Here is a 19,821-nt window from a genome sequence, read left to right as displayed (position 1 = left end):
TGGACTTTCCCACCTCATATGGATTGGCATTCTTATTCATAGAAGTTGCTCACACCCTTGTCATGATAGGATTATACTACTGGAATCAGAACAACCTCTCCCAGAACTACGGCGGTTCCGTTAGTCTTCATTCTGCAAAGGTGGGCTGTGGAACGGGTTGACTCCAGCGGAAGAACGGAGTGACGAGACCCCGCAGAGAGCTTGCGAATGAGGAGGCTCGGCGCTTCGTCCGCAGGAAGGCCCCCCGTTCCCCCGCCCGCCGATCTGCACAAAAGCAACGGAACCATACGCACTTTATCTCGAAACCAAGTCTTCAAGATAAGTGGGCTATAGTCGAAGATCGATTAAAAGTTATAACTCTTATTGCTTACATTTATAGTGTTCCATTTTCATGCATGCTTCGTCCCAACTTCGCTCATACTAAGCGAAAGTGTGAAAGGAGCGATCATGTATGGGTAATGAAGATCAACCAAACAAAGATCAGGATCAACAACAGGATCAACAACAACAGCAGCAACAGTCTGCTTTAATGCAAAAAATTCAGCAGTTAGGGCAGTCCAATGTGCCCCAAGCGGCAGACTCCAATGTTCATATTTTACCGATTATTGGTCAGATAGAAGGGCATGTTCAGTTACCTCCTAAAAACAAAACAACAAAATACGAACATTTAATACCGCAACTAATTGCGATAGAACAGAATCCAAAGATAGAAGGACTTATTGTATTGTTAAATACGGTAGGAGGAGATGTTGAAGCTGGTCTTGCGATTTCAGAAATGATCGCATCAATATCCAAACCAACCGTATCAATTGTTCTTGGAGGAGGTCATTCCATTGGAGTTCCTATTGCTGTTGCTACGGATTATTCCTTTATCGTTGAAACAGCAACAATGACGATTCACCCTGTACGTATGAACGGTCTTGTTATCGGAGTTCCACAAACATTTGAGTACTTAGAGAAAATGCAAGAGCGTGTGTTAAATTTCGTAACTGGAAACTCAAATATTGACGAAGAAAAGTTAAAAGACTTGATGTTTGCAAAAGGAAACTTAACAAGAGATATCGGCACCAACGTCATTGGTGATGATGCAGTGAAATACGGATTGATTAATGAAGTGGGCGGCGTAAGTCACGCAATCAAAAAGTTAAACGAAATGATTGGTGCAAACAAATCAGATGACGGTGAACAGATGGTGATTCAATAATGATTCATTACACACCTTTAAGCGAACATGATATTTACGAGGATGATCCAAAAAGCTATGAAAAACAACGTATCGTGTCTGTTAACGGCAAGAGTATGAAAGTGTATGACAATGATGACGGAACTGTTCAGCTTGTTCAACTGCTATCAACAGATCCTCAAGACTATTTAGATCAAAATTTTATTCCTGGTAATACATTTTCTGTGACAGATGTCGAGATGTGAACAAACTGTTCGTATCCTCTATCGATATGATATAATAGACAAAGAAAGCAGCCGTAAAGGCTGCTTTCTGTCATAGAATAGAGGTGATAAAATGGCCAAGAAAAAACGTAAAAAATCAAAAAAACAAACGAAGATGAAAGATCAGGTGAAATTTGAGCTAGTCGGCTTACTTTTCATTTTTCTTGCCGTTTTTGCCAGTGGTGCTAGTGCCATTGCTGGGGGGGCAATACCGAGCGGCCTAGAGCATTTATTCCGCTTTTTCTTTGGCATCTGGTATATTATTGTATCTATCTTTTTCTTAATTGTAGGTCTTTATTTAATGATTCAAAGAAAATGGCCATTATTCTTACATAAACGATTTGTTGGATTTTACATACTTTTTGGTGCAATTCTTTTGCTGACACATGTCCAAACATTTGAAGCGATCATGAAGAATAATGTTGAGCCTTCAATTATTAAAACAACTTGGAATCACTTTCAAGCTTATTTACAAGCGGACCTTCCACCAACACAGCTTGGTGGAGGAATGATCGGAGCTTCACTTTTTGCCTTTACGTATTACCTATTTGCCCCAACAGGAGCGAAAATTGTTTCCTTTTTTGCGATGGTAGTAGGTGTGTTATTTTTAACAGATCTATCACTAGGAAATGTCTTGCAAAAAGTTGTTGAAAAGTTCAAAGCATTTTTCTCAAACCAGTTGGATCTTCTGAAAGAGCAAAAAGAACAATACTCAGAAAAGAAAAAAGAGAAAAAAGAAGCTGCTGAGCAAAAGAAATTAGAACAACAAGAAGAAGATATGGACAATTTACAGTCCCCTCCTTCAGAGATTGAATCTGGAGAAGATCATGAGCCTGTCATTCAAGACTTCACTGATGTTGCTTATAGCAGTAATACAAGTTCTTCTGAAGAGCAGGACAAGACTGATGCTAACGCCGCAGCTCAAACGTCGAAAGAGGATGAGCAACAAGAAGAAGTAGATATAACACAATCCTTGCCATTAACTGAAGTTGAGAATCTTGACTACCATTTACCTACGATGGACTTATTAGCTGAACCAACCCATAATGCACAACAACAAGAGCGATCTAAAATTCAAGCAACCGTTAAAAAGCTTGAGCAAACCTTCCAAAGCTTTGGTGTTAAAGCGAAAGTAACAAAGGTGCATGTAGGTCCATCAGTTACCAAATATGAAGTGTATCCGGATGTGGGAGTGAAGGTTAGTAAGATTGTAAACTTACATGATGATTTAGCCTTAGCTTTAGCAGCAAAAGATATCCGTATAGAAGCGCCGATTCCCGGAAAGTCTGCAGTAGGTATTGAAGTTCCAAACCAAGAAGTGGCAACTGTAAGTCTTCGAGAAGTATTGGATTCGAAATCTACGAATGATTCGAAACTATTATTTGCGCTTGGACGTGATATTTCAGGTGATGCTATTGTATCTGAACTAAACAAGATGCCTCACTTACTTGTTGCAGGTGCTACTGGAAGCGGTAAATCTGTATGTATTAATGGAATTATTACGAGTATCTTAATGCGTGCAAAACCTCATGAAGTAAAGATGATGATGATTGACCCGAAAAAAGTCGAACTTAATGTGTACAATGGCATTCCGCATCTTTTAGCGCCTGTAGTTACAGATCCGAAAAAAGCATCTAGAGCGCTGAAGAAAGTTGTATCAGAAATGGAACGTCGTTATGACTTATTTTCTGATACTGGTACACGTAATATTGAAGGGTATAATGAGTATGTTCGTAAACATAATCAAGAAGGTCAGGATACGCAGCCACAACTTCCGTATATTGTTGTTCTTGTCGATGAATTAGCAGACTTAATGATGGTTGCCTCTAATGAGGTAGAGGATGCTATCACAAGACTTGCCCAAATGGCACGAGCAGCGGGTATTCACCTTATTATTGCAACACAGCGACCTTCCGTTGATGTTATAACAGGTGTTATTAAAGCAAATATTCCTTCACGTATTGCATTTAGCGTGTCTTCACAAACAGATTCACGTACGATTTTAGATACAGGGGGAGCAGAAAAACTACTAGGTCGTGGAGACATGTTGTTTATACCAGTAGGAGCCTCTAAACCCACACGCGTACAAGGTGCTTTTTTATCTGATGAAGAAGTAGAACGAGTCGTAAATTATTGTGTTGAACAACAAAAAGCTCAATATGAAGAGGAAATGATCCCAGAAGAAGAGACTGAAGTAAAACAAGAAGTAGATGATGATTTATATGAAGATGCAGTACAAATGGTCTTAGAAATGCAAAGCGCAAGTGTATCCATGTTACAACGAAGGTTCAGAATTGGTTACACACGTGCTGCAAGACTTATTGATGCAATGGAAGAACGCAATATTGTTGGTCCTTATGAAGGAAGTAAACCTAGAGAAGTACTTGTTTCCCAACAACAAAATGAAGAACGATCGTCCTAACAGCAAAAGGTGTCCCATTTAGGGGCACCTTTTGCTATAAATAAAAAGTATCTCAAAGATCTCATACCTCTACTACCCCTTCACAATTCCAAAAACCCTATGATAACAATAATTTCAAGAGAAATAGTGGGACACAATCATTCGACAAAATCTTTTATGACATACTACAGCTTGCAATCGCTTACTCACATGTATCCCAATAAACTTGAGTTTTATTAGAAAATTGTGATTAATAAGACATGGGGGCTTTTTCATAAAAATAGTAGAATTCTATTTATTTATGTCGAGAAAAGTGTTATATTAATCTCGAATGTGATGAGTCGAACGTCAGATGTCAGATCTCTCACATAGCGATTCGGTTGGGGTGAACTACATGAGTATAAAAACAGATAATCGTCACCTCTATTTACAGGTGATTGACGAAATTAAAAAAGATATTGATAGCGGTTTATATCAAGCAAAAGAAAAACTTCCATCCGAGTTTCAATTGTCAAAGAAACTAGGTGTCTCACGTGCTACTTTACGAGAAGCCTTACGGATATTAGAAGAAGAAAATGTGGTAACACGAAGACATGGTGTTGGAACATTTGTGAATCCAAAGCCAGTGTTCTCATCTGGGATTGAAGAACTATTTAGTGTAACAGAAATGATTGAACGTGGTGGTATGAAGCCAGGAAGTCAGTTTTTGTCAACAGAGATGGTTGAACCTACAGAAGAGGACATTAAAAAATTTTATCCTGTAAATGTCGAAACATTAGCAAAAATTGAACGTGTACGTACTGCAGACGATTTACCTGTTGTATATTGCATCGATAAAATTCCTGATCATTTAATTCCAATTGAACATGTTCATCATGGAGGATCAATGTTTCAGCTTTTAGAGCAACATAGTGATAAGAGAATAAGTTATGCGGTTACGTTTTTAGAACCTGTATCTTATCAAGAAAGGCTCTATTCAATTCTAGACTGTGAACCAGATCAATCTTTGTTACTACTTAAGCAAATGCATTATACAGATGAAGATGAACCTGTACTATACTCAAAAAACTATTTCCGTGCAGACAAGTTTGCTTTCCATGTTTTGAGAAAACGGGTGTAAGGGCTTTCAATTGTATGTCATAATGGCGATAGTACTTTAAGGAGGTGATGGGGGAGAGGTATCAACGTGTTGTCGAACATATTGGATTTATGAATCTATTAAATTAGTGTAGGGGGTAATGAATTTGAAACAACGTCGTTTTCTATTAGTTTTTGCTTTAATACTAGCAATTGGTATGATCCTTGGCGCATGTGGATCATCTGAAGAAACAGGTGGAGAAAATAACGAAGAGAACAACAACTCTGAAGAGAATAACAACGGTGAAGAAGGTTCTAATAACGAGGGCAATAGTGAAGAAGGCAATAGTGACTTCACTGTAGCTATGGTTACTGACGTAGGTGGCGTTGATGACAAATCCTTCAACCAATCTGCTTGGGAAGGTCTTCAGGCTTTCGGTAAAGAAAATGGCCTAGAAAAAGGACCAAATGGTTACAATTACGCTCAGTCCGAGTCTGATGCCGACTATCTTCCAAACATCACTCGTCTAGTAAAGAAAGACTACAACCTTATTTATGGTATTGGTTACTTACTTAACGATGCAATTTCTCAGGCGGCAGAGCGTTTCCCTGAAACGAACTTTGCAATTGTTGACTCTGTTGTAGACAAGTCAAACGTTGCTAGCATCACATTTAAAGAGCACCAAGGTTCTTTCCTTGTAGGTGTTGCAGCTGCTAAAAAGACTGAATCTAACAAAGTTGGATTCGTTGGTGGTGTAGAAGGAGACCTTATTAAGAAATTCGAAAGTGGTTTCCGCGCAGGTGTTAAATCTGTTAATCCAGACATTACTGTAGACGTTAAATATGCAGGTGGATTCGCTAACGCAGACAAAGGTAAAGTAATTGCGAACACAATGTACAAATCTGGTATCGATGTAATCTATCATGCTTCTGGTGCAACTGGTAACGGTGTATTCTCTGAAGCAAAAGACATCAAAAACAGTAATCCTGACGAAAAAGTATGGGTAATCGGTGTTGACCGTGACCAGTATGCTGAAGGTCAAATTGGTGATCACAACGTTACACTTACTTCAATGGTTAAACGTGTAGACGTTGCTGTACAAGATATTTCAACAAAAGCAATGAACGGTAACTTCCCTGGTGGAGAAATTGTTAAATATGGTCTTGATGACGATGCAATTTCTGTAGCTCCTACAAATAAAGAAGCTTACACAGACGAAATCAAACAAGCTGTACAAGAGTGGAAGAAAAAGATTGTAAACGGTGATATCGAAGTACCAAGCACACGTGAAGAACTTCAATCTTATTTAGATTCTCTTTAAGAAGTAATTGAAAAAGGCTAGATTATCTAGCCTTTTTCTTCTCTAAACAACTAATAGAGAAAAAGTCATTGAATGAAAAGGAAATTCCGGTTCCGGCCCTTTTCATTTGCTGATTTTTACACGTTAGGAACTAGGTATGAAATTTTTGTACGAATCAGTAACTTTTTAACATCACATTGCCTAACGTATTGGGGACATAAGGAGTGAGTAGAGTGGATTACGTTATTGAAATGTTAAACATTAGAAAAGAGTTTCCGGGTATAGTTGCCAATGACAATATCAACCTACAAGTAAAAAAAGGTGAAATTCACGCTTTACTTGGAGAAAATGGAGCAGGAAAGTCTACTTTAATGAACGTGTTATTCGGGTTATATCAGCCGGAAAAAGGTGAAATTCGTGTAAAGGGTGAACCTGTAAAGATTACAGACCCTAACGTCGCTAACGAACATGGAATCGGAATGGTACACCAACACTTTATGCTAGTAGATACCTTTACGGTAACAGAAAACATTATTTTAGGTGCTGAACCAAAAAGTGGAACAACAGTTGATACAAAAAGTGCGGAACAAGAGGTTCGTGAGATCTCAGAAAGGTATGGTCTAAAGGTAGATCCTACAGCAAAGATAAGAGATATCTCGGTTGGCATGCAGCAACGTGTAGAAATATTAAAAACATTATACCGTGGTGCTGATATCTTAATCTTGGATGAACCCACAGCCGTATTAACACCTCAAGAAATTAAAGAACTTATTCAAATTATGAAAACGCTGATCCAAGAAGGAAAATCTATTATTTTAATTACGCACAAACTAAAAGAAATTATGGAAGTTTGTGATCGTTGTACGGTTATTCGTAAGGGGGAAGGGATCGGTACAGTAAATGTTTCTGAAACAGATACCACTGAACTAGCATCCCTTATGGTAGGTCGAGAAGTTAGCTTTAATACAGATAAAGAACCTGCCAATCCGAAAGAAGATATCCTACATATTCGAGACCTTCGTGTAAAAGATACACGTGGTGTAGATATGGTTAAAGACTTGAACTTAGATGTTCGAGCTGGTGAGATCGTTGGTATTGCAGGAGTTGATGGTAACGGTCAGAGTGAATTGATTGAAACGATTACAGGTTTACGTGATGCTGAAAGTGGTTCTATTGAATTGAATGGTCAAAACATTACGAATCTCTCACCACGTAAGGTTACAGAGTCAGGTGTCTCCCATATTCCTCAAGACCGACATAAATTTGGACTCGTACTAGATTTTCCTATTGGGGAAAACATGGCACTTCAAAACTATTATCAAAAGCCTTATGCAAACATGGGTGTTTTAAACTATAAAGAAATTTATAGAAAAGCCAATAGTTTAATAGAAGAGTATGACGTTCGTACTCCAAGTGAATATACACCTGCTCGTGCACTTTCGGGTGGTAACCAACAAAAGGCTATTATAGGTAGGGAAGTGGACCGCTCTCCTGACCTATTAATCGCAGCCCAACCAACACGTGGATTGGATGTAGGTGCAATAGAATTTATTCACAAAAAGCTTGTAGAAGAACGTGATAAAGGAAGAGCTGTTCTACTGTTATCTTTTGAATTAGATGAAATTATGAATGTTAGTGACCGTATTGCAGTTATGTTCGATGGTCAAGTGGTTGCAAATGTAAAACCAGAAGAAACAAATGAACAAGAGCTCGGCCTTCTCATGGCAGGTAGTAAGAAGCAAAAGGAAGGTGACAGCTAATGTTCTCGAATAATCGATTAACGAACATACTTATACCCGTCATATCTGTTGTATTAGGTTTACTTTCAGGCGCAATTATAATGCTTATTTTTGGATATAACCCAATAAGTGGTTATGCTGCTTTATGGAATGGTGCATTTGGAGATGCATACTTCTTTGGTGAAACTATTGTAAAAGTGACTCCATATATTTTATCCGGACTAGCCGTAGCATTTGCGTTCCGTACTGGGTTATTTAATATTGGTGTTGAAGGTCAAGTGTTTGTTGGCTGGCTAGCTGCTGTATGGGTTGGAACGGCTATGGATTTGCCGATGGTTATCCATTTGCCGCTTGCGATTTTAGTAGCCGCATTAGCTGGCGGAGCTTGGGGATTTGTACCAGGGTTTTTGAAAGCTCGATTTGGTGTTCACGAAGTTATTGTGTCCATCATGATGAACTACGTTGCATTGTACACATGTAATGCACTAATTCGTTCGGTATTAACAGATAACGATGATAAAACAGAATATGTAAATGATTCTGCTTCATTAGCATCAACATGGCTTTCAGATCTAACAGGATTTTCACGATTACACTTTGGATTCATTATCGCCATTATTGGTGCGATCATCATGTGGTTTATTCTTGAGAAAACCGTTAAAGGATATGAGTTGCGTGCAGTAGGTTATAACCCTCATGCCTCCAAATATGCTGGAATGAATGTGAACCGAAATATTATTTTATCCTTTATTATCTCTGGTGGTTTCGCAGGGGTTGCTGGTGCGATGGAAGGTCTAGGGACATTCCAATATATGTCCGTAAATAATGCGTTTACGAATATAGGGTTTGATGGTATCGCTGTTGCCCTTCTAGGTGGTAATGCAGCACTAGGAACTGTACTGGCAGCCTTCTTATTCGGAACGTTAAAAGTTGGAGCCTTGAATATGTCATCCTCAGGCGTTCCTCAAGAGCTAGTAGACATCGTGGTTGCATTAATTATTCTTTTTGTGGCCTCAGGATATATCATTCGTTGGGCGCTTTCTCGCTTCAAAAAGGAGGAAAAATAAATGGGGATTATTGATGTTTTAATACTTATTGTACCTTCAGCCATATTCTTTGCTGCCCCGCTTATTTTCACAGCATTAGGAGGGGTGTTCAGTGAACGTTCTGGTGTTGTAAACATCGGTTTAGAAGGGTTAATGGTCATGGGCGCTTTCGTTGGGGTTGTTGTAAACCTTACAATCTCAGCCCCGCTAAATGAAATGGGGGATTTTTGGGCTAGCTTAACTCCTTGGATTTCAACATTAGTGGCCATGATCGTAGCTGCTATATTCTCTGTTATCCATGCTATAGCTTCAGTAACATTCAGAGCTGACCAAGTTGTAAGTGGTGTAGCGATTAACTTCTTGGCGCTAGGAATTGGTCTTTTCTTAATTGAAGAATGGTATGGGAAGGGTCAAACAGATATGGTGAATCAGCCATTCTATTCTGTGCAAATACCTGGTCTATATGACATTCCTGTTATTGGTCCTATGTTCTTCGATGGGTATATCACATCCTATATTGCAATACTTTTAGCTTTTGTTGTATGGTATGTTATTTACAAAACACCATTTGGTTTACGTCTTCGTTCTGTAGGGGAGCATCCAATGGCGGCTGATACAAATGGTATTAACGTTTCAAAAATGCGTTATACAGGTGTTATTCTTTCAGGTGCATTTGCTGGTATTGGGGGATCTGTATTTGCTTTAACATTTACACAAAACTTCTCTCATGCGACGATAGCTGGACAAGGATTTATGGCACTTGCGGCGATGATTTTCGGAAAATGGCATCCATTAGGAGCAATGGGAGCAGCTTTATTCTTTGGATTTGCTCAAAGTTTAAGCTTAACAGGGTCATCTATTCCATTGTTGCAAGATATTCCATCTGTCTTCTTAATGATTGCACCTTATGTGTTAACAATCCTAGCCCTTGCAGGATTCATCGGCCGTGCCGAAGCTCCAAAAGCTATTGGTACACCATATATTAAGGGTAGTCGTTAATAACATGAATAAATCAAAAGTATAACCTTCTAAAGCACATGTGATTTCTTAAGTGAAATCGCATGTGCTTTTATTCAGTTTTATGGCAGTTATGTAACTGAGAGGTTCCGTTGCTGTTGTGGAGTGCGGCGGGCTGTGGAACGGGTTGCTTTCCTGCGGACGAAGCGCCGAGCCTCCTCATTCGCAAGCTCTCTGCGGGGTCTCGTCACTCCGTTCTTCCGCTGGAGTCAACCCGTTCCACAGCCCACCTGAGTCGAATGGGGAATAACGAAACCGCAACTATCGTACGGTTTTCTGAATTTGAATATGTTGTTATAACATTTTGCATTCAAGTGATCTAAAGCTTTATATGTAGAGGGTTTTAGGTTCTGAAATACAGTTTCCTTAAGAATGAAATTTAAACGATCTCAGCTATGGGTCCGTTAATCTACATACCAGCAGAGGGGTGAGGGAAACGGCAAACTCCCGCGGTAGAAAGGGCAGATGAGACCCCGCAAGGAGCGTAGCGTATGAGGAGGCTCAGCTGGTCTTCCGCAGGAGTATTGCCGTTTCACTGAACCCCTACCTCTTCCAAAAGCAACGGACTGCTCTCAACTTATCTCGATTTCAAGTCTTCAAGATAAGGGGGCTATAATGGAATAACTGTTGAACTCGTTTTACCACCTTCCATATTATTAGCCACAAGAATGAAAAAGCGATACAATCAAAGAATACATAAAATACTGGATAGTTTTTCTATAATAAAGAAAGGCTAATGATAAGTATTAGTATGATTAAAGGAGGAACTTTAATGCCGCGCATAGACGAAAAACGTTATGAAAGCAAAGGATATGATATACATATCATCCCGAGCAACAAATATAAAACAAACACAATTGTCGTGAAGTTTAAATCTCCACTCAAACGAGAGACCATTACAAAACGAGCAATGTTACCTTATGTGCTACAACAAGCTACAGAAAACTATCCATCTGCAAGGTCATTTCGCACAGCACTAGATGACCTATACGGAGCTGTATTGAAAGTAGATGCTTCTAAAAAAGGGGAGCATCATGTCATGACATTCCGAATGGAAGTAGCTAATGATCAATTTTTGACAGAAGATCACGACCTGCTTCGTAAAGGACTCCAATTAATGCAGGAAGTCATTTTTCATCCTAAGAAGGACGGAGAATCTTTAGATAAGAACATTGTAGATCGTGAGAAGCAAACGTTAACCCAAAAGATTAAATCATTAAAAGATGATAAGATGAGTTATGCTAACAGTCGTTTGCTAGATGAGATGTGTAGTGACGAGCCTTATCGATACCATGTTCATGGATACGAAGAAGACCTCCCAGACATTACAGGAGAGAGTTTATACGCTTATTACCAAGAGATGCTTGCTCAAGATAAGATGGACATTTATGTGCAAGGTCTTTTTGACGAAAATAATATTCAAAACATTGTCGAAGAGGAAATTAAAAGGGATTCAAATCCTACTATAACTCCAACTGAAACCACTTCAAAAGAGGCGCCTAAACAACCAAACGAAGTGATTGATAAGCAAAATGTACAACAAGGAAAACTTCATCTTGGTTATCGTACGCATATTCGATACGGAGATAAAGATTATCCTGCTCTACAAGTGTTTAATGGTCTTTTTGGTGGATTCCCATCATCTAAGCTATTTATGAACGTACGAGAAAAGCATAGTCTTGCTTATTATGCTGCGTCTCGATTTGAGAGTCATAAAGGCCTTTTACTTGTATTTAGTGGAATTGATCCAAATGACTACAAACAAGCTCGGGATATTATTGAAAAACAAATGAAAGCCATGAAAGATGGTGATTTTTCTGATGATGAGGTACAGGAGACAAAAGATCTTGTTGTAAACCAATTCCTTGAGACATTAGACAACCAACAAGGTGTGGTGGAAGTCCTTTATCATCAGGTGATTTCAGGAAGCGATCGCACTCCAGATGAACTCATTGAAGAAGTGAAGCAGGTTACTAAAGAAGATGTATTACGAGTAGCTGAAAAGGTTCATTTAGATACGGTTTACTTCCTAACGAAGCAAGAGGGAGGCGATGCGTAATGAATACACAACACTATGAACAAATTGGAGAAACGCTTTATTCCAAGAAACTTGATAACGGGTTAGAGGTCTATTTATTACCGAAACGAGAAATGGCTAAAACATTTGGAGTGTTTACAACAGAGTATGGCTCCATTGATCAAACCTTTTCACCAATAGGTAAAAATGAGCAAGTAACGGTGCCTGAAGGAATTGCACACTTTTTAGAGCATAAGCTCTTTGAGAAAGAGGATCGAGATGTATTTCAAGACTTCACGAAGCTAGGGGCGTCTCCAAATGCATTTACCTCATTCACAAGTACAGCTTACTTGTTCTCAGCAACTCAACATATTCAAGAAAATGTGAGAACGCTTCTTGATTTCGTACAGGATCCATATTTTTCGGATGAATCTGTTGAAAAAGAAAAGGGAATCATCGCACAGGAAATTCGTATGTATGATGACCAACCTGATTGGAGAGCATTCTTTGGAACAATTCAGAGCTTATTCCAAGATCATCCAGTAAAAGTAGATATCGCTGGGACAGTTGATTCCATTCAAGATATTACAAAAGAAGATCTCTATACGTGTTATAACACGTTTTACCATCCATCCAACATGACATTTTTCGTTGCAGGGAATTTTGACCCTGAGAGTATGATGAAGTTGATTGAAGAGAATCAAAATGCTAAGGAATTTGAGGCTACACCTACAATAGATCGATCTTATCCAGATGAGCCGAAAGGTGTTGCTGAAGCTCATAAGGTTATAGAAATGCCTGTTTCTGTATCGAAATGTTTAGTGGGGGTTAAAGAGGATACAGAATACTTGAATGAAGATACATTCTTAAAGACTGATATGATGAAGAATATGGTATTGGATCATTTCTTCTCTAAGAGTGGAGAGTTTTTCGAAACACTTTATAATGAAGATTTAATAGATGATTCGTTTCATTTCGAAACACACCTTGATAAATCATTTGGTTTCACAATCATAGGCGGCAATACACGGAACCCTGAAAAATTAAGTGAGCGTGTAAAGGGAATGCTGCATGAGCTAAAGGGTCGCAATTTAACTGATGAAGAGTTTAATCGAATGAAAAGGAAAAAGATCGGACAGTTTATGCGTTCAATGAACTCTCTAGAGTTTATTGCAACAACGTTTGTTCAATATCGTCATCTTGGTATTGATCTGTTTCAAGTTTTACCAGCCATTGAATCCTTAACGAAGGATGAGGTTGAAGAACACCTTAAAGCGTGGATTGATGAAGATCGTATCGCAGTAACAGAAGTTCGTCCTTCTGAAGAGTAGAAAGGAAGTAAGATGGGGAAAATATGCTTAATTACAGGTGCTAGTGGAGATATTGGGGCTTCTATAGCCGTATCTTTTGCTGAAGGAGGGTATGAATTAATCCTTCATTATCACCACAATGAAGAAGCGATAAAAAATATAAAGGACCAGCTACCTCGTGATGCTGTTCTTCAAACCATACAAGCAGATTTAAGTTCGGAAACAGGTATAGAGAGTCTTTGTGAGACACTGGAGCACACTGTTGATACAGTTGTATTCTCAAGCGGCGTGAGCCAACTCAAGCTCTTCCAAGACGTATCAGATGAAGATATGGACATGATGTATAATGTGCATGTGAAAGCTCCTTGGAAGGTTACTCGTCACCTATTACCAACCATGATTCAGAAAAAGGCTGGTAATATAATTGTAATCTCTTCTATTTGGGGAGATGTTGGGGCAAGTTGTGAAGTGTTGTATTCAACAGTTAAAGGTGCTCAGGATAGTTTTATCAAATCACTGGCTAAAGAAGTGGGACCCTCTGGAATATCTGTAAATGGGATTCGTCCTGGTATTATTGAAACAAAGATGAATCGTCACTTAAGTGAGGAAGAAAAACAAGAGATTATAGAAGAAATCCCTGTGAATAGAATGGGGCAAGTAGAAGATATTGCTCACACTGCCTTATTTTTAGCAGATGACCGTTCTTCATATATACAAGGAGAATTGATTAATGTCACAGGGGCTTGGAATGGATAATGACTTTTCCTTCTTTCATGAATAAAAGCGGATGTCTTTTCAAAAGATAATCCTGTAAGTTGAATGAAGGAGGAATTAGACATGTCTGTATTAGATAACTGGGATTCCTGGAAAGACTTTTTAGGGGATCGCCTACACCAAGCTCAAGGTGATGGAATGAACGACCAAGCCGTCTCTAACCTTGCCTATGAAGTAGGTGACTATTTAGCAAACCAAGTAGATGCGAAAAATGACCAAGAGGCTATGCTTCGTGATCTATGGAGTGTTGCTTCTCAAGAAGAACAACACGCAATTGCTAATATGATGGTTAAACTTGTACAAAATAACGGTACGAAGTAAAAGCGAGAGGATTTCCCTCTTGCTTTTTCTTTTGTTATGAAACCAATTGGAGTTGGTGTTCGTCTAATGAAATAGCCATTCTTTTCTGAAATCTTTCCTCTCTTTCTGATAACTTCTGCAAAAAATGTGAAGTTTTTGGACCATATTAGCCTTTTCTAATATTTCAATTTGCTTTATGATAGGGATAACTAACATTTTCATTATCTACGTTTAGGTTTAATGAGGAAGGAGTTGTGATATGGATAAGAAGGAATGGTACCTGGAGTATGAAATTAAGTATAATCGTCCAGGGCTGCTGGGTGATATATCCTCCTTGCTAGGAATGCTATCCATTAATATCGTTACGATTAATGGAGTTGAAGATTCTAGACGAGGAATGCTTTTACTTTGCAAACATGATGAACAAATTGATCGCTTGAAATCGATATTACAAACGATGGACACGATCTCTGTTACGAAATGTCGTCGTCCTAAATTGCGTGATCGTTTAGCCGTAAGACACGGGCGTTATATACATAGTGACATAGATGATAAAAAAACGTTTCGTTTTGTCCGCGAAGACCTTGGTCTTTTAGTTGATTTTATGGCTGAATTATTTAAAAAAGACGGACATAAACTCATTGGAATAAGAGGGATGCCTCGAGTCGGAAAGACAGAGTCTATAGTAGCTGCAAGTGTATCCGCCAATAAGAAGTGGCTTTTTGTATCAAGTACATTACTTAAACAAACGATACGAAGTCAATTAATCGAGGATGAGTATTCCCCTGAGAACCTCTATATTCTCGACGGAATTGTATCAACAAAAAGAGCAAATGAAAGACATTGGCAACTTGTACGTGAGATTATGCGCCTTCCAGCAACAAAGGTTGTTGAACATCCAGATATGTTCGTACGAGAAACGGAATATAAAATAGGTGATTTCGACTACATCATCGAGCTACGCAATAGTGAGGATGAAGAAATTACATACGAAACAGTAGATAAGTCAGAATTTAATCAAGATGATGGCTTTTCCATGTTTGACTTTTAAAATGGATGGTGTTTAGAGATGGAAATCGGTGCTAGGTTAAAAGAAGCAAGAGAAGCAAAAAATATGTCTCTTGATGATATCCAAAATGAAACAAAAATCCAAACCCGTTATCTACAAGCCATAGAAAAAGGCGATTTCAGTATTATGCCGGGTAAATTTTATACAAGAGCATTTATTCGGCAATATGCTGAAGCGGTTGGATTAGATCCCGAAATCATTATGGAAGAACATGCGAATGAGCTTCCGAGTTCGAGTGAAGAGGAATACATTCAATATACAAGACTACAACGACATAAAGACGAAGCATCTACAAAAGGATCTGCTATCTTTACTTTTTTACCTAAATTTATTATTGGTTTGCTTGTAATCGGTATTCTTGTAGTTGGGTATATTTTTTATCAAAAAACGATTGATTCTAATTCTGATAATACACCTGTTCAGGAAGAAGATGGTGTAGGTGATGAAGTCTTCAGGGATGAAGATGGAGATTCGGGTAGCTCAGGCAATAGTAATGAAGGAGATCAGAATAATTCTGATCAATCAAATGAAAATAACGGAGAAGATAATCAAGAAGACAAACAAGAAACCAAAGAACCAGAAGAGCCTAAGCAAGAGGTTAATGTGGTAGAAAAAGGATCTGGGGCAGAACCTGAATCTACTCTAGAATTGGTTAATGCAGATGAATTAAAATTAAGAGCAGAAATTAAGCAGCAAAATGATGAAAGCTTTTTAGGTGTTCGAAACGGAAAAGGAAAAGAGTTTTTTGGCAAGATCCTTAACGCAGACACCCCTGAAATGAGTTTAGACCTTACTGGAGAAGAACGTATTAGAATCCGTGTTGGTCGAGCAAATCAAACCAACATTTTTATCAATGATCAGAAGCTAGAGTATCCAGTAAATCCAGAAGAAAATATTGTTCAAACCATTTGGATTAACGTAAAAGATTCATCAGCACAATAGTTTAAGGAAAAAGAGTCATCTTGAAGAAGATGACTTTTTTCTAGTCAATACACAAATGTTTCACGGGAACAGAAAATGGAGGAAAAATCATGAATATACCAAATCGCATTACTATATCACGCATACTATTGATTCCCATCATTATCTTTTTACTTTCAGTGCCATTAGATTGGGGTACTTGGGAGATTGGTGAAAGCTCTTTACCTGTATCTCACTTTGTGGCAGCCATTCTATTTATAATCGCTTCCATTACAGACTGGGTTGATGGTTACTATGCTAGAAGGTATAACCTTGTCACAAATTTAGGTAAGTTTTTAGATCCCTTAGCAGATAAGTTGCTTGTTTCAGCAGCTTTAATCTCTCTAGTAGAACTTGACATGGCTGCAGCGTGGTTAGTGATTCTGATCGTAAGCAGAGAGTTTGCTGTAACTGGTTTACGTTTAGTGGCAGCTGGTGAAGGGATTGTTCTTGCAGCTGGACAAATGGGTAAATTAAAAACATGGATTCAAATTATTGCAGCTTCAGCACTTCTATTACACAACTTTCCGTTTTCGTTTATTGGTTTTCCATTTGCGACGATTTCTTTATGGGCTGCGATGCTCATTACAGTTGCTTCCGGAGTAGAATACTTTGTTAAGAACTGGCATGTTATGGAGGGGTCTAAATAATGGGGAATGGTGTAAAGGCCGAAATTATTGCAGTTGGTACAGAGTTGCTTTTAGGCCAAATCTCCAATACAAATGCTCAATGGATATCTGAACAACTTGCATTACATGGTGTCAATGTATTTCACCATAGTGTTATTGGAGATAATTACGAGCGCTTAACCTCTCTTTTTTCATTAGCTCAGGATCGATCAGATTTAGTTATCGTTACAGGTGGTCTTGGTCCTACTGATGATGATATGACACGTGAAGCGGCTTCTGAGATATTAGAAAAGCCAATATATGAAGATGCAGAGACAATGAGAAATATTGAGGCCTATTATGAGAAAAATAGCTTTACCATGAGCCCTAACAATCGAAAGCAAGCACGAATTTTTGAAGGTGCCGATATTCTAGTAAATGACGTTGGAATGGCTCCTGGTATGGCTATTCAAAAGAATGATACACTTTGGATATTTTTACCAGGCGTACCTAGAGAAATGAAAGCAATTATGCAACACCAGGGCTTTCCATATATTCAACAAACATTCCCAAATCAAAGTCCTATCTTTTCAAGAATGCTTCGTTTTATAGGGATTGGGGAGTCTCAACTCGAACATGATTTAAAAGATCTCATTGCAGCACAACAAAATCCTACCATTGCACCTTTAGCGAGTAATGGAGAAGTTGCTATACGTCTAACGGCAAAAGCTGAGTCAGAAGCAAAAGCAAAAGAACTTGTTCAAGTAACGGAGCAGCAAATTTATGAGCGTGTAGGGGATTATGTGTACGGGTATGACGACGACTCTATTGACCAATCAGTTTTTGAACTTTTAAAAGAAAAACAATTCACTATATCTGCTGCTGAAAGTTTAACAGGTGGACAGTTTGTAGAACGTCTTGTTACATTAAAGGGTGCTTCAAGCGTTTGTAATGGTGGGGTAGTATGTTATGCCAAAAGCGTTAAAGAAAACTTGCTAGAGGTTCCAAAGTTAATTATTAGTCATTATGGAACTGTAAGTGAAGCTTGTGCAGTATCGATGGCCGTTAATGTTGCAGAGAAACTTGATTCAAACATCGGAATAAGTTTTACTGGGGTCGCAGGGCCAGATGAGGTAGAAGGACACACAGCAGGAACCGTCTTTATTGGGATTTATATTGATGGAGAATCACCTTTTGCAAAACGATTCTATTTCAATGGTGATCGAGACATGGTACGCACCAAAGCTGTAAAAAAAGGATATGAACTTTTATATCATCATTTAAAACAAAAAAATCATTAAAATTATATTATACAACTGATTTCAAGGCCTAAATTGAAAAGATTCTTAGAGCAAAATTGAAAAGTTATTCGTTCATACTCATAAAAAATGGGGAACGTTTATTCGTATTTTTCTTGTTAAATTTCATAAAAAGAGTTATGATTGTAGTAGTTCAATCTTAAGGGGGAAGAAACGTGAGTGATCGTAAACAAGCGCTCGACATGGCGTTACGTCAAATAGAAAAGCAATTCGGTAAAGGCTCTGTAATGAAGTTAGGGGAGCAAGCCGAGAAGAAAATAAATACCGTACCAAGTGGTTCCTTGGCATTGGATGTTGCTTTAGGTGTTGGTGGTTATCCACGCGGTCGTATCGTTGAGATCTACGGACCTGAATCCTCGGGTAAAACAACGGTTGCTTTACATGCAATTGCAGAAGCACAGCGTCAAGGTGGACAAGCAGCATTTATCGATGCTGAGCATGCTCTAGACCCCGTTTATGCACGTGCATTAGGCGTGGATATTGAAGAATTACTTCTTTCCCAGCCGGATACAGGAGAGCAAGCTCTAGAAATTGCAGAAGCACTAGTTCGTAGTGGTGCAATTGATATGATCGTAATTGACTCTGTTGCAGCGCTTGTTCCAAAAGCGGAGATCGAAGGTGAAATGGGAGATTCCCACGTAGGTCTTCAAGCCCGTCTAATGTCCCAAGCTTTACGTAAGCTTGGCGGTGCCATTAACAAATCGAAGACAACAGCTATTTTCATTAACCAGATCCGTGAAAAAGTTGGTGTAATGTTCGGTAATCCAGAAACAACTCCAGGTGGACGTGCCTTGAAGTTCTATTCATCAGTTCGTCTTGAAGTTCGTCGTGCGGAAACATTAAAACAGGGAAATGAAATGGTCGGTAATAAAACAAAGCTCAAAGTTGTGAAAAACAAGGTAGCACCTCCATTTAAACAAGCTGAAGTAGATATTATGTACGGTGAAGGTATTTCAGCAGAAGGTGAGCTTCTTGATATCGGTACAAACTTAGATATTATTACGAAAAGTGGTTCTTGGTACTCGTATAATGACGAGCGATTAGGCCAAGGTCGTGAAAATGCTAAGCAATTCTTCAAAGAGAATCCAGAAACTTACCACGAAATCCATGCTAAAATCCGTCAGCATTACGGAATGGACGAAACACCAGATGAAGAAGAAGCAGAAGAAAACCAAAGTAGTTTAGATGTTTAATAAATCCCCCCTACCAAATAGGTAGGGGGGATTTTTACATATATGCTTAAATAAGTGTCTGTGTAGTACTCAGTAATATGGCAGTAATCTTGAATAAGCTGGTGCGGGGTGGTTCCGTTGCTTTTATGGAGAGCGGCGGACTGTGGAACGGGTTGCTTTCCTGCGGACGAAGCGCCGAGCCTCCTCATTCGCAAGCTCTCTGCGGGGTCTCGTCACTCCGTTCTTCCGCTGGAGTCAACCCGTT

The 19,821-nt window shown here is 38.8% G+C and carries 17 protein-coding genes; all 17 read left to right on the top strand.

Annotated features, from left to right (window positions below; translation table 11 throughout):
- Nucleotides 1-451: 451 nt before the first annotated feature.
- The 17 genes from H514_RS0113950 (at nt 452) to recA (ending at nt 19,577) form a co-directional block, all read left to right on the top strand.
- Complete coding sequence (locus H514_RS0113950) at nt 452-1,204, top strand: ClpP family protease (RefSeq protein WP_027447519.1); 753 nt, start codon at nt 452-454, stop codon at nt 1,202-1,204.
- Complete coding sequence (locus H514_RS0113945; protein WP_027447518.1) at nt 1,204-1,428, top strand: YlzJ-like family protein; 225 nt, start codon at nt 1,204-1,206, stop codon at nt 1,426-1,428. The genes H514_RS0113950 and H514_RS0113945 overlap by 1 nt, the downstream gene beginning before the upstream one ends.
- 91 nt (nt 1,429-1,519) lie before the next feature.
- Nucleotides 1,520-3,868: an FtsK/SpoIIIE family DNA translocase gene (locus H514_RS0113940; protein WP_027447517.1), complete on the top strand. Its 2,349-nt coding sequence runs from the start codon at nt 1,520-1,522 to the stop codon at nt 3,866-3,868.
- Nucleotides 3,869-4,241: 373 nt separating this feature from the next.
- Nucleotides 4,242-4,967, top strand: coding sequence for a GntR family transcriptional regulator (locus H514_RS0113935; RefSeq protein WP_027447516.1), 726 nt, complete (start codon nt 4,242-4,244; stop codon nt 4,965-4,967).
- Between the two features lie 124 nt (nt 4,968-5,091).
- Nucleotides 5,092-6,246 carry a BMP family lipoprotein gene (locus H514_RS0113930; protein ID WP_027447515.1) on the top strand — a complete coding sequence of 385 codons (1,155 nt, stop codon included), beginning with the start codon at nt 5,092-5,094 and terminating at the stop codon, nt 6,244-6,246.
- 212 nt (nt 6,247-6,458) lie between these two features.
- Complete coding sequence (locus H514_RS0113925) at nt 6,459-7,985, top strand: ABC transporter ATP-binding protein (RefSeq protein ID WP_027447514.1); 1,527 nt, start codon at nt 6,459-6,461, stop codon at nt 7,983-7,985.
- Nucleotides 7,985-9,031, top strand: coding sequence for an ABC transporter permease (locus tag H514_RS0113920; RefSeq protein WP_027447513.1), 1,047 nt, complete (start codon nt 7,985-7,987; stop codon nt 9,029-9,031). Before H514_RS0113925 ends, H514_RS0113920 begins: the two co-directional genes overlap by 1 nt.
- On the top strand, nt 9,032-10,009 hold the full coding sequence (locus H514_RS0113915) for an ABC transporter permease (protein WP_036843595.1): 978 nt from the start codon (nt 9,032-9,034) through the stop codon (nt 10,007-10,009).
- 790 nt (nt 10,010-10,799) lie between these two features.
- Complete coding sequence (gene yfmF, locus H514_RS0113910) at nt 10,800-12,086, top strand: EF-P 5-aminopentanol modification-associated protein YfmF (protein WP_027447511.1); 1,287 nt, start codon at nt 10,800-10,802, stop codon at nt 12,084-12,086.
- Nucleotides 12,086-13,375, top strand: a complete 1,290-nt coding sequence (gene yfmH / locus H514_RS0113905) for an EF-P 5-aminopentanol modification-associated protein YfmH (protein ID WP_027447510.1) — start codon at nt 12,086-12,088, stop codon at nt 13,373-13,375. Before yfmF ends, yfmH begins: the two co-directional genes overlap by 1 nt.
- A gap of 12 nt (nt 13,376-13,387) precedes the next feature.
- Nucleotides 13,388-14,110 (top strand): elongation factor P 5-aminopentanone reductase, encoded by a 723-nt coding sequence (gene ymfI, locus H514_RS0113900; RefSeq protein ID WP_027447509.1) that lies wholly within the window; start codon nt 13,388-13,390, stop codon nt 14,108-14,110.
- Between the two features lie 81 nt (nt 14,111-14,191).
- The gene (locus H514_RS0113895) at nt 14,192-14,449 is read left to right on the top strand and encodes a DUF3243 domain-containing protein (protein WP_027447508.1); all 258 of its coding nucleotides are present in this window, start codon (nt 14,192-14,194) and stop codon (nt 14,447-14,449) included.
- 238 nt (nt 14,450-14,687) lie between these two features.
- Nucleotides 14,688-15,479: a YmfK family protein gene (locus H514_RS0113890; RefSeq protein WP_027447507.1), complete on the top strand. Its 792-nt coding sequence runs from the start codon at nt 14,688-14,690 to the stop codon at nt 15,477-15,479.
- An 18-nt stretch (nt 15,480-15,497) separates the two neighbouring features.
- A complete protein-coding gene (locus tag H514_RS0113885) occupies nt 15,498-16,439 on the top strand; it encodes a helix-turn-helix domain-containing protein (protein WP_027447506.1) in 942 nt (313 codons plus the stop codon).
- Between the two features lie 89 nt (nt 16,440-16,528).
- Complete coding sequence (gene pgsA / locus H514_RS0113880; RefSeq protein ID WP_027447505.1) at nt 16,529-17,107, top strand: CDP-diacylglycerol--glycerol-3-phosphate 3-phosphatidyltransferase; 579 nt, start codon at nt 16,529-16,531, stop codon at nt 17,105-17,107.
- Nucleotides 17,107-18,366 carry a competence/damage-inducible protein A gene (locus tag H514_RS0113875; protein ID WP_027447504.1) on the top strand — a complete coding sequence of 420 codons (1,260 nt, stop codon included), beginning with the start codon at nt 17,107-17,109 and terminating at the stop codon, nt 18,364-18,366. The genes pgsA and H514_RS0113875 overlap by 1 nt, the downstream gene beginning before the upstream one ends.
- A gap of 173 nt (nt 18,367-18,539) precedes the next feature.
- Nucleotides 18,540-19,577: a recombinase RecA gene (gene recA / locus H514_RS0113870; RefSeq protein ID WP_027447503.1), complete on the top strand. Its 1,038-nt coding sequence runs from the start codon at nt 18,540-18,542 to the stop codon at nt 19,575-19,577.
- The last annotated feature ends 244 nt before the right edge of the window (nt 19,578-19,821 follow it).

It is taken from the genome of Pontibacillus marinus BH030004 = DSM 16465, assembly GCF_000425225.1.
Lineage (GTDB): Bacteria > Bacillota > Bacilli > Bacillales > BH030062 > Pontibacillus > Pontibacillus marinus.
The sequence above is the reverse complement of the archived record's forward strand: the minus strand, read 5'-3'. Positions and strand labels throughout refer to the sequence as shown.

Coding starts and splice junctions, on each gene's coding strand:
- yfmH (WP_027447510.1), top strand. CDS start 12,086: ATGAATACACAACACTATGAACAAATTGGAGAAACGCTTTATTCCAAG.
- pgsA (WP_027447505.1), top strand. CDS start 16,529: ATGAATATACCAAATCGCATTACTATATCACGCATACTATTGATTCCC.
- H514_RS0113950 (WP_027447519.1), top strand. CDS start 452: ATGGGTAATGAAGATCAACCAAACAAAGATCAGGATCAACAACAGGAT.
- H514_RS0113890 (WP_027447507.1), top strand. CDS start 14,688: ATGGATAAGAAGGAATGGTACCTGGAGTATGAAATTAAGTATAATCGT.
- H514_RS0113920 (WP_027447513.1), top strand. CDS start 7,985: ATGTTCTCGAATAATCGATTAACGAACATACTTATACCCGTCATATCT.
- H514_RS0113945 (WP_027447518.1), top strand. CDS start 1,204: ATGATTCATTACACACCTTTAAGCGAACATGATATTTACGAGGATGAT.
- H514_RS0113885 (WP_027447506.1), top strand. CDS start 15,498: ATGGAAATCGGTGCTAGGTTAAAAGAAGCAAGAGAAGCAAAAAATATG.
- H514_RS0113915 (WP_036843595.1), top strand. CDS start 9,032: ATGGGGATTATTGATGTTTTAATACTTATTGTACCTTCAGCCATATTC.
- H514_RS0113940 (WP_027447517.1), top strand. CDS start 1,520: ATGGCCAAGAAAAAACGTAAAAAATCAAAAAAACAAACGAAGATGAAA.
- H514_RS0113895 (WP_027447508.1), top strand. CDS start 14,192: ATGTCTGTATTAGATAACTGGGATTCCTGGAAAGACTTTTTAGGGGAT.
- ymfI (WP_027447509.1), top strand. CDS start 13,388: ATGGGGAAAATATGCTTAATTACAGGTGCTAGTGGAGATATTGGGGCT.
- H514_RS0113875 (WP_027447504.1), top strand. CDS start 17,107: ATGGGGAATGGTGTAAAGGCCGAAATTATTGCAGTTGGTACAGAGTTG.
- yfmF (WP_027447511.1), top strand. CDS start 10,800: ATGCCGCGCATAGACGAAAAACGTTATGAAAGCAAAGGATATGATATA.
- H514_RS0113935 (WP_027447516.1), top strand. CDS start 4,242: ATGAGTATAAAAACAGATAATCGTCACCTCTATTTACAGGTGATTGAC.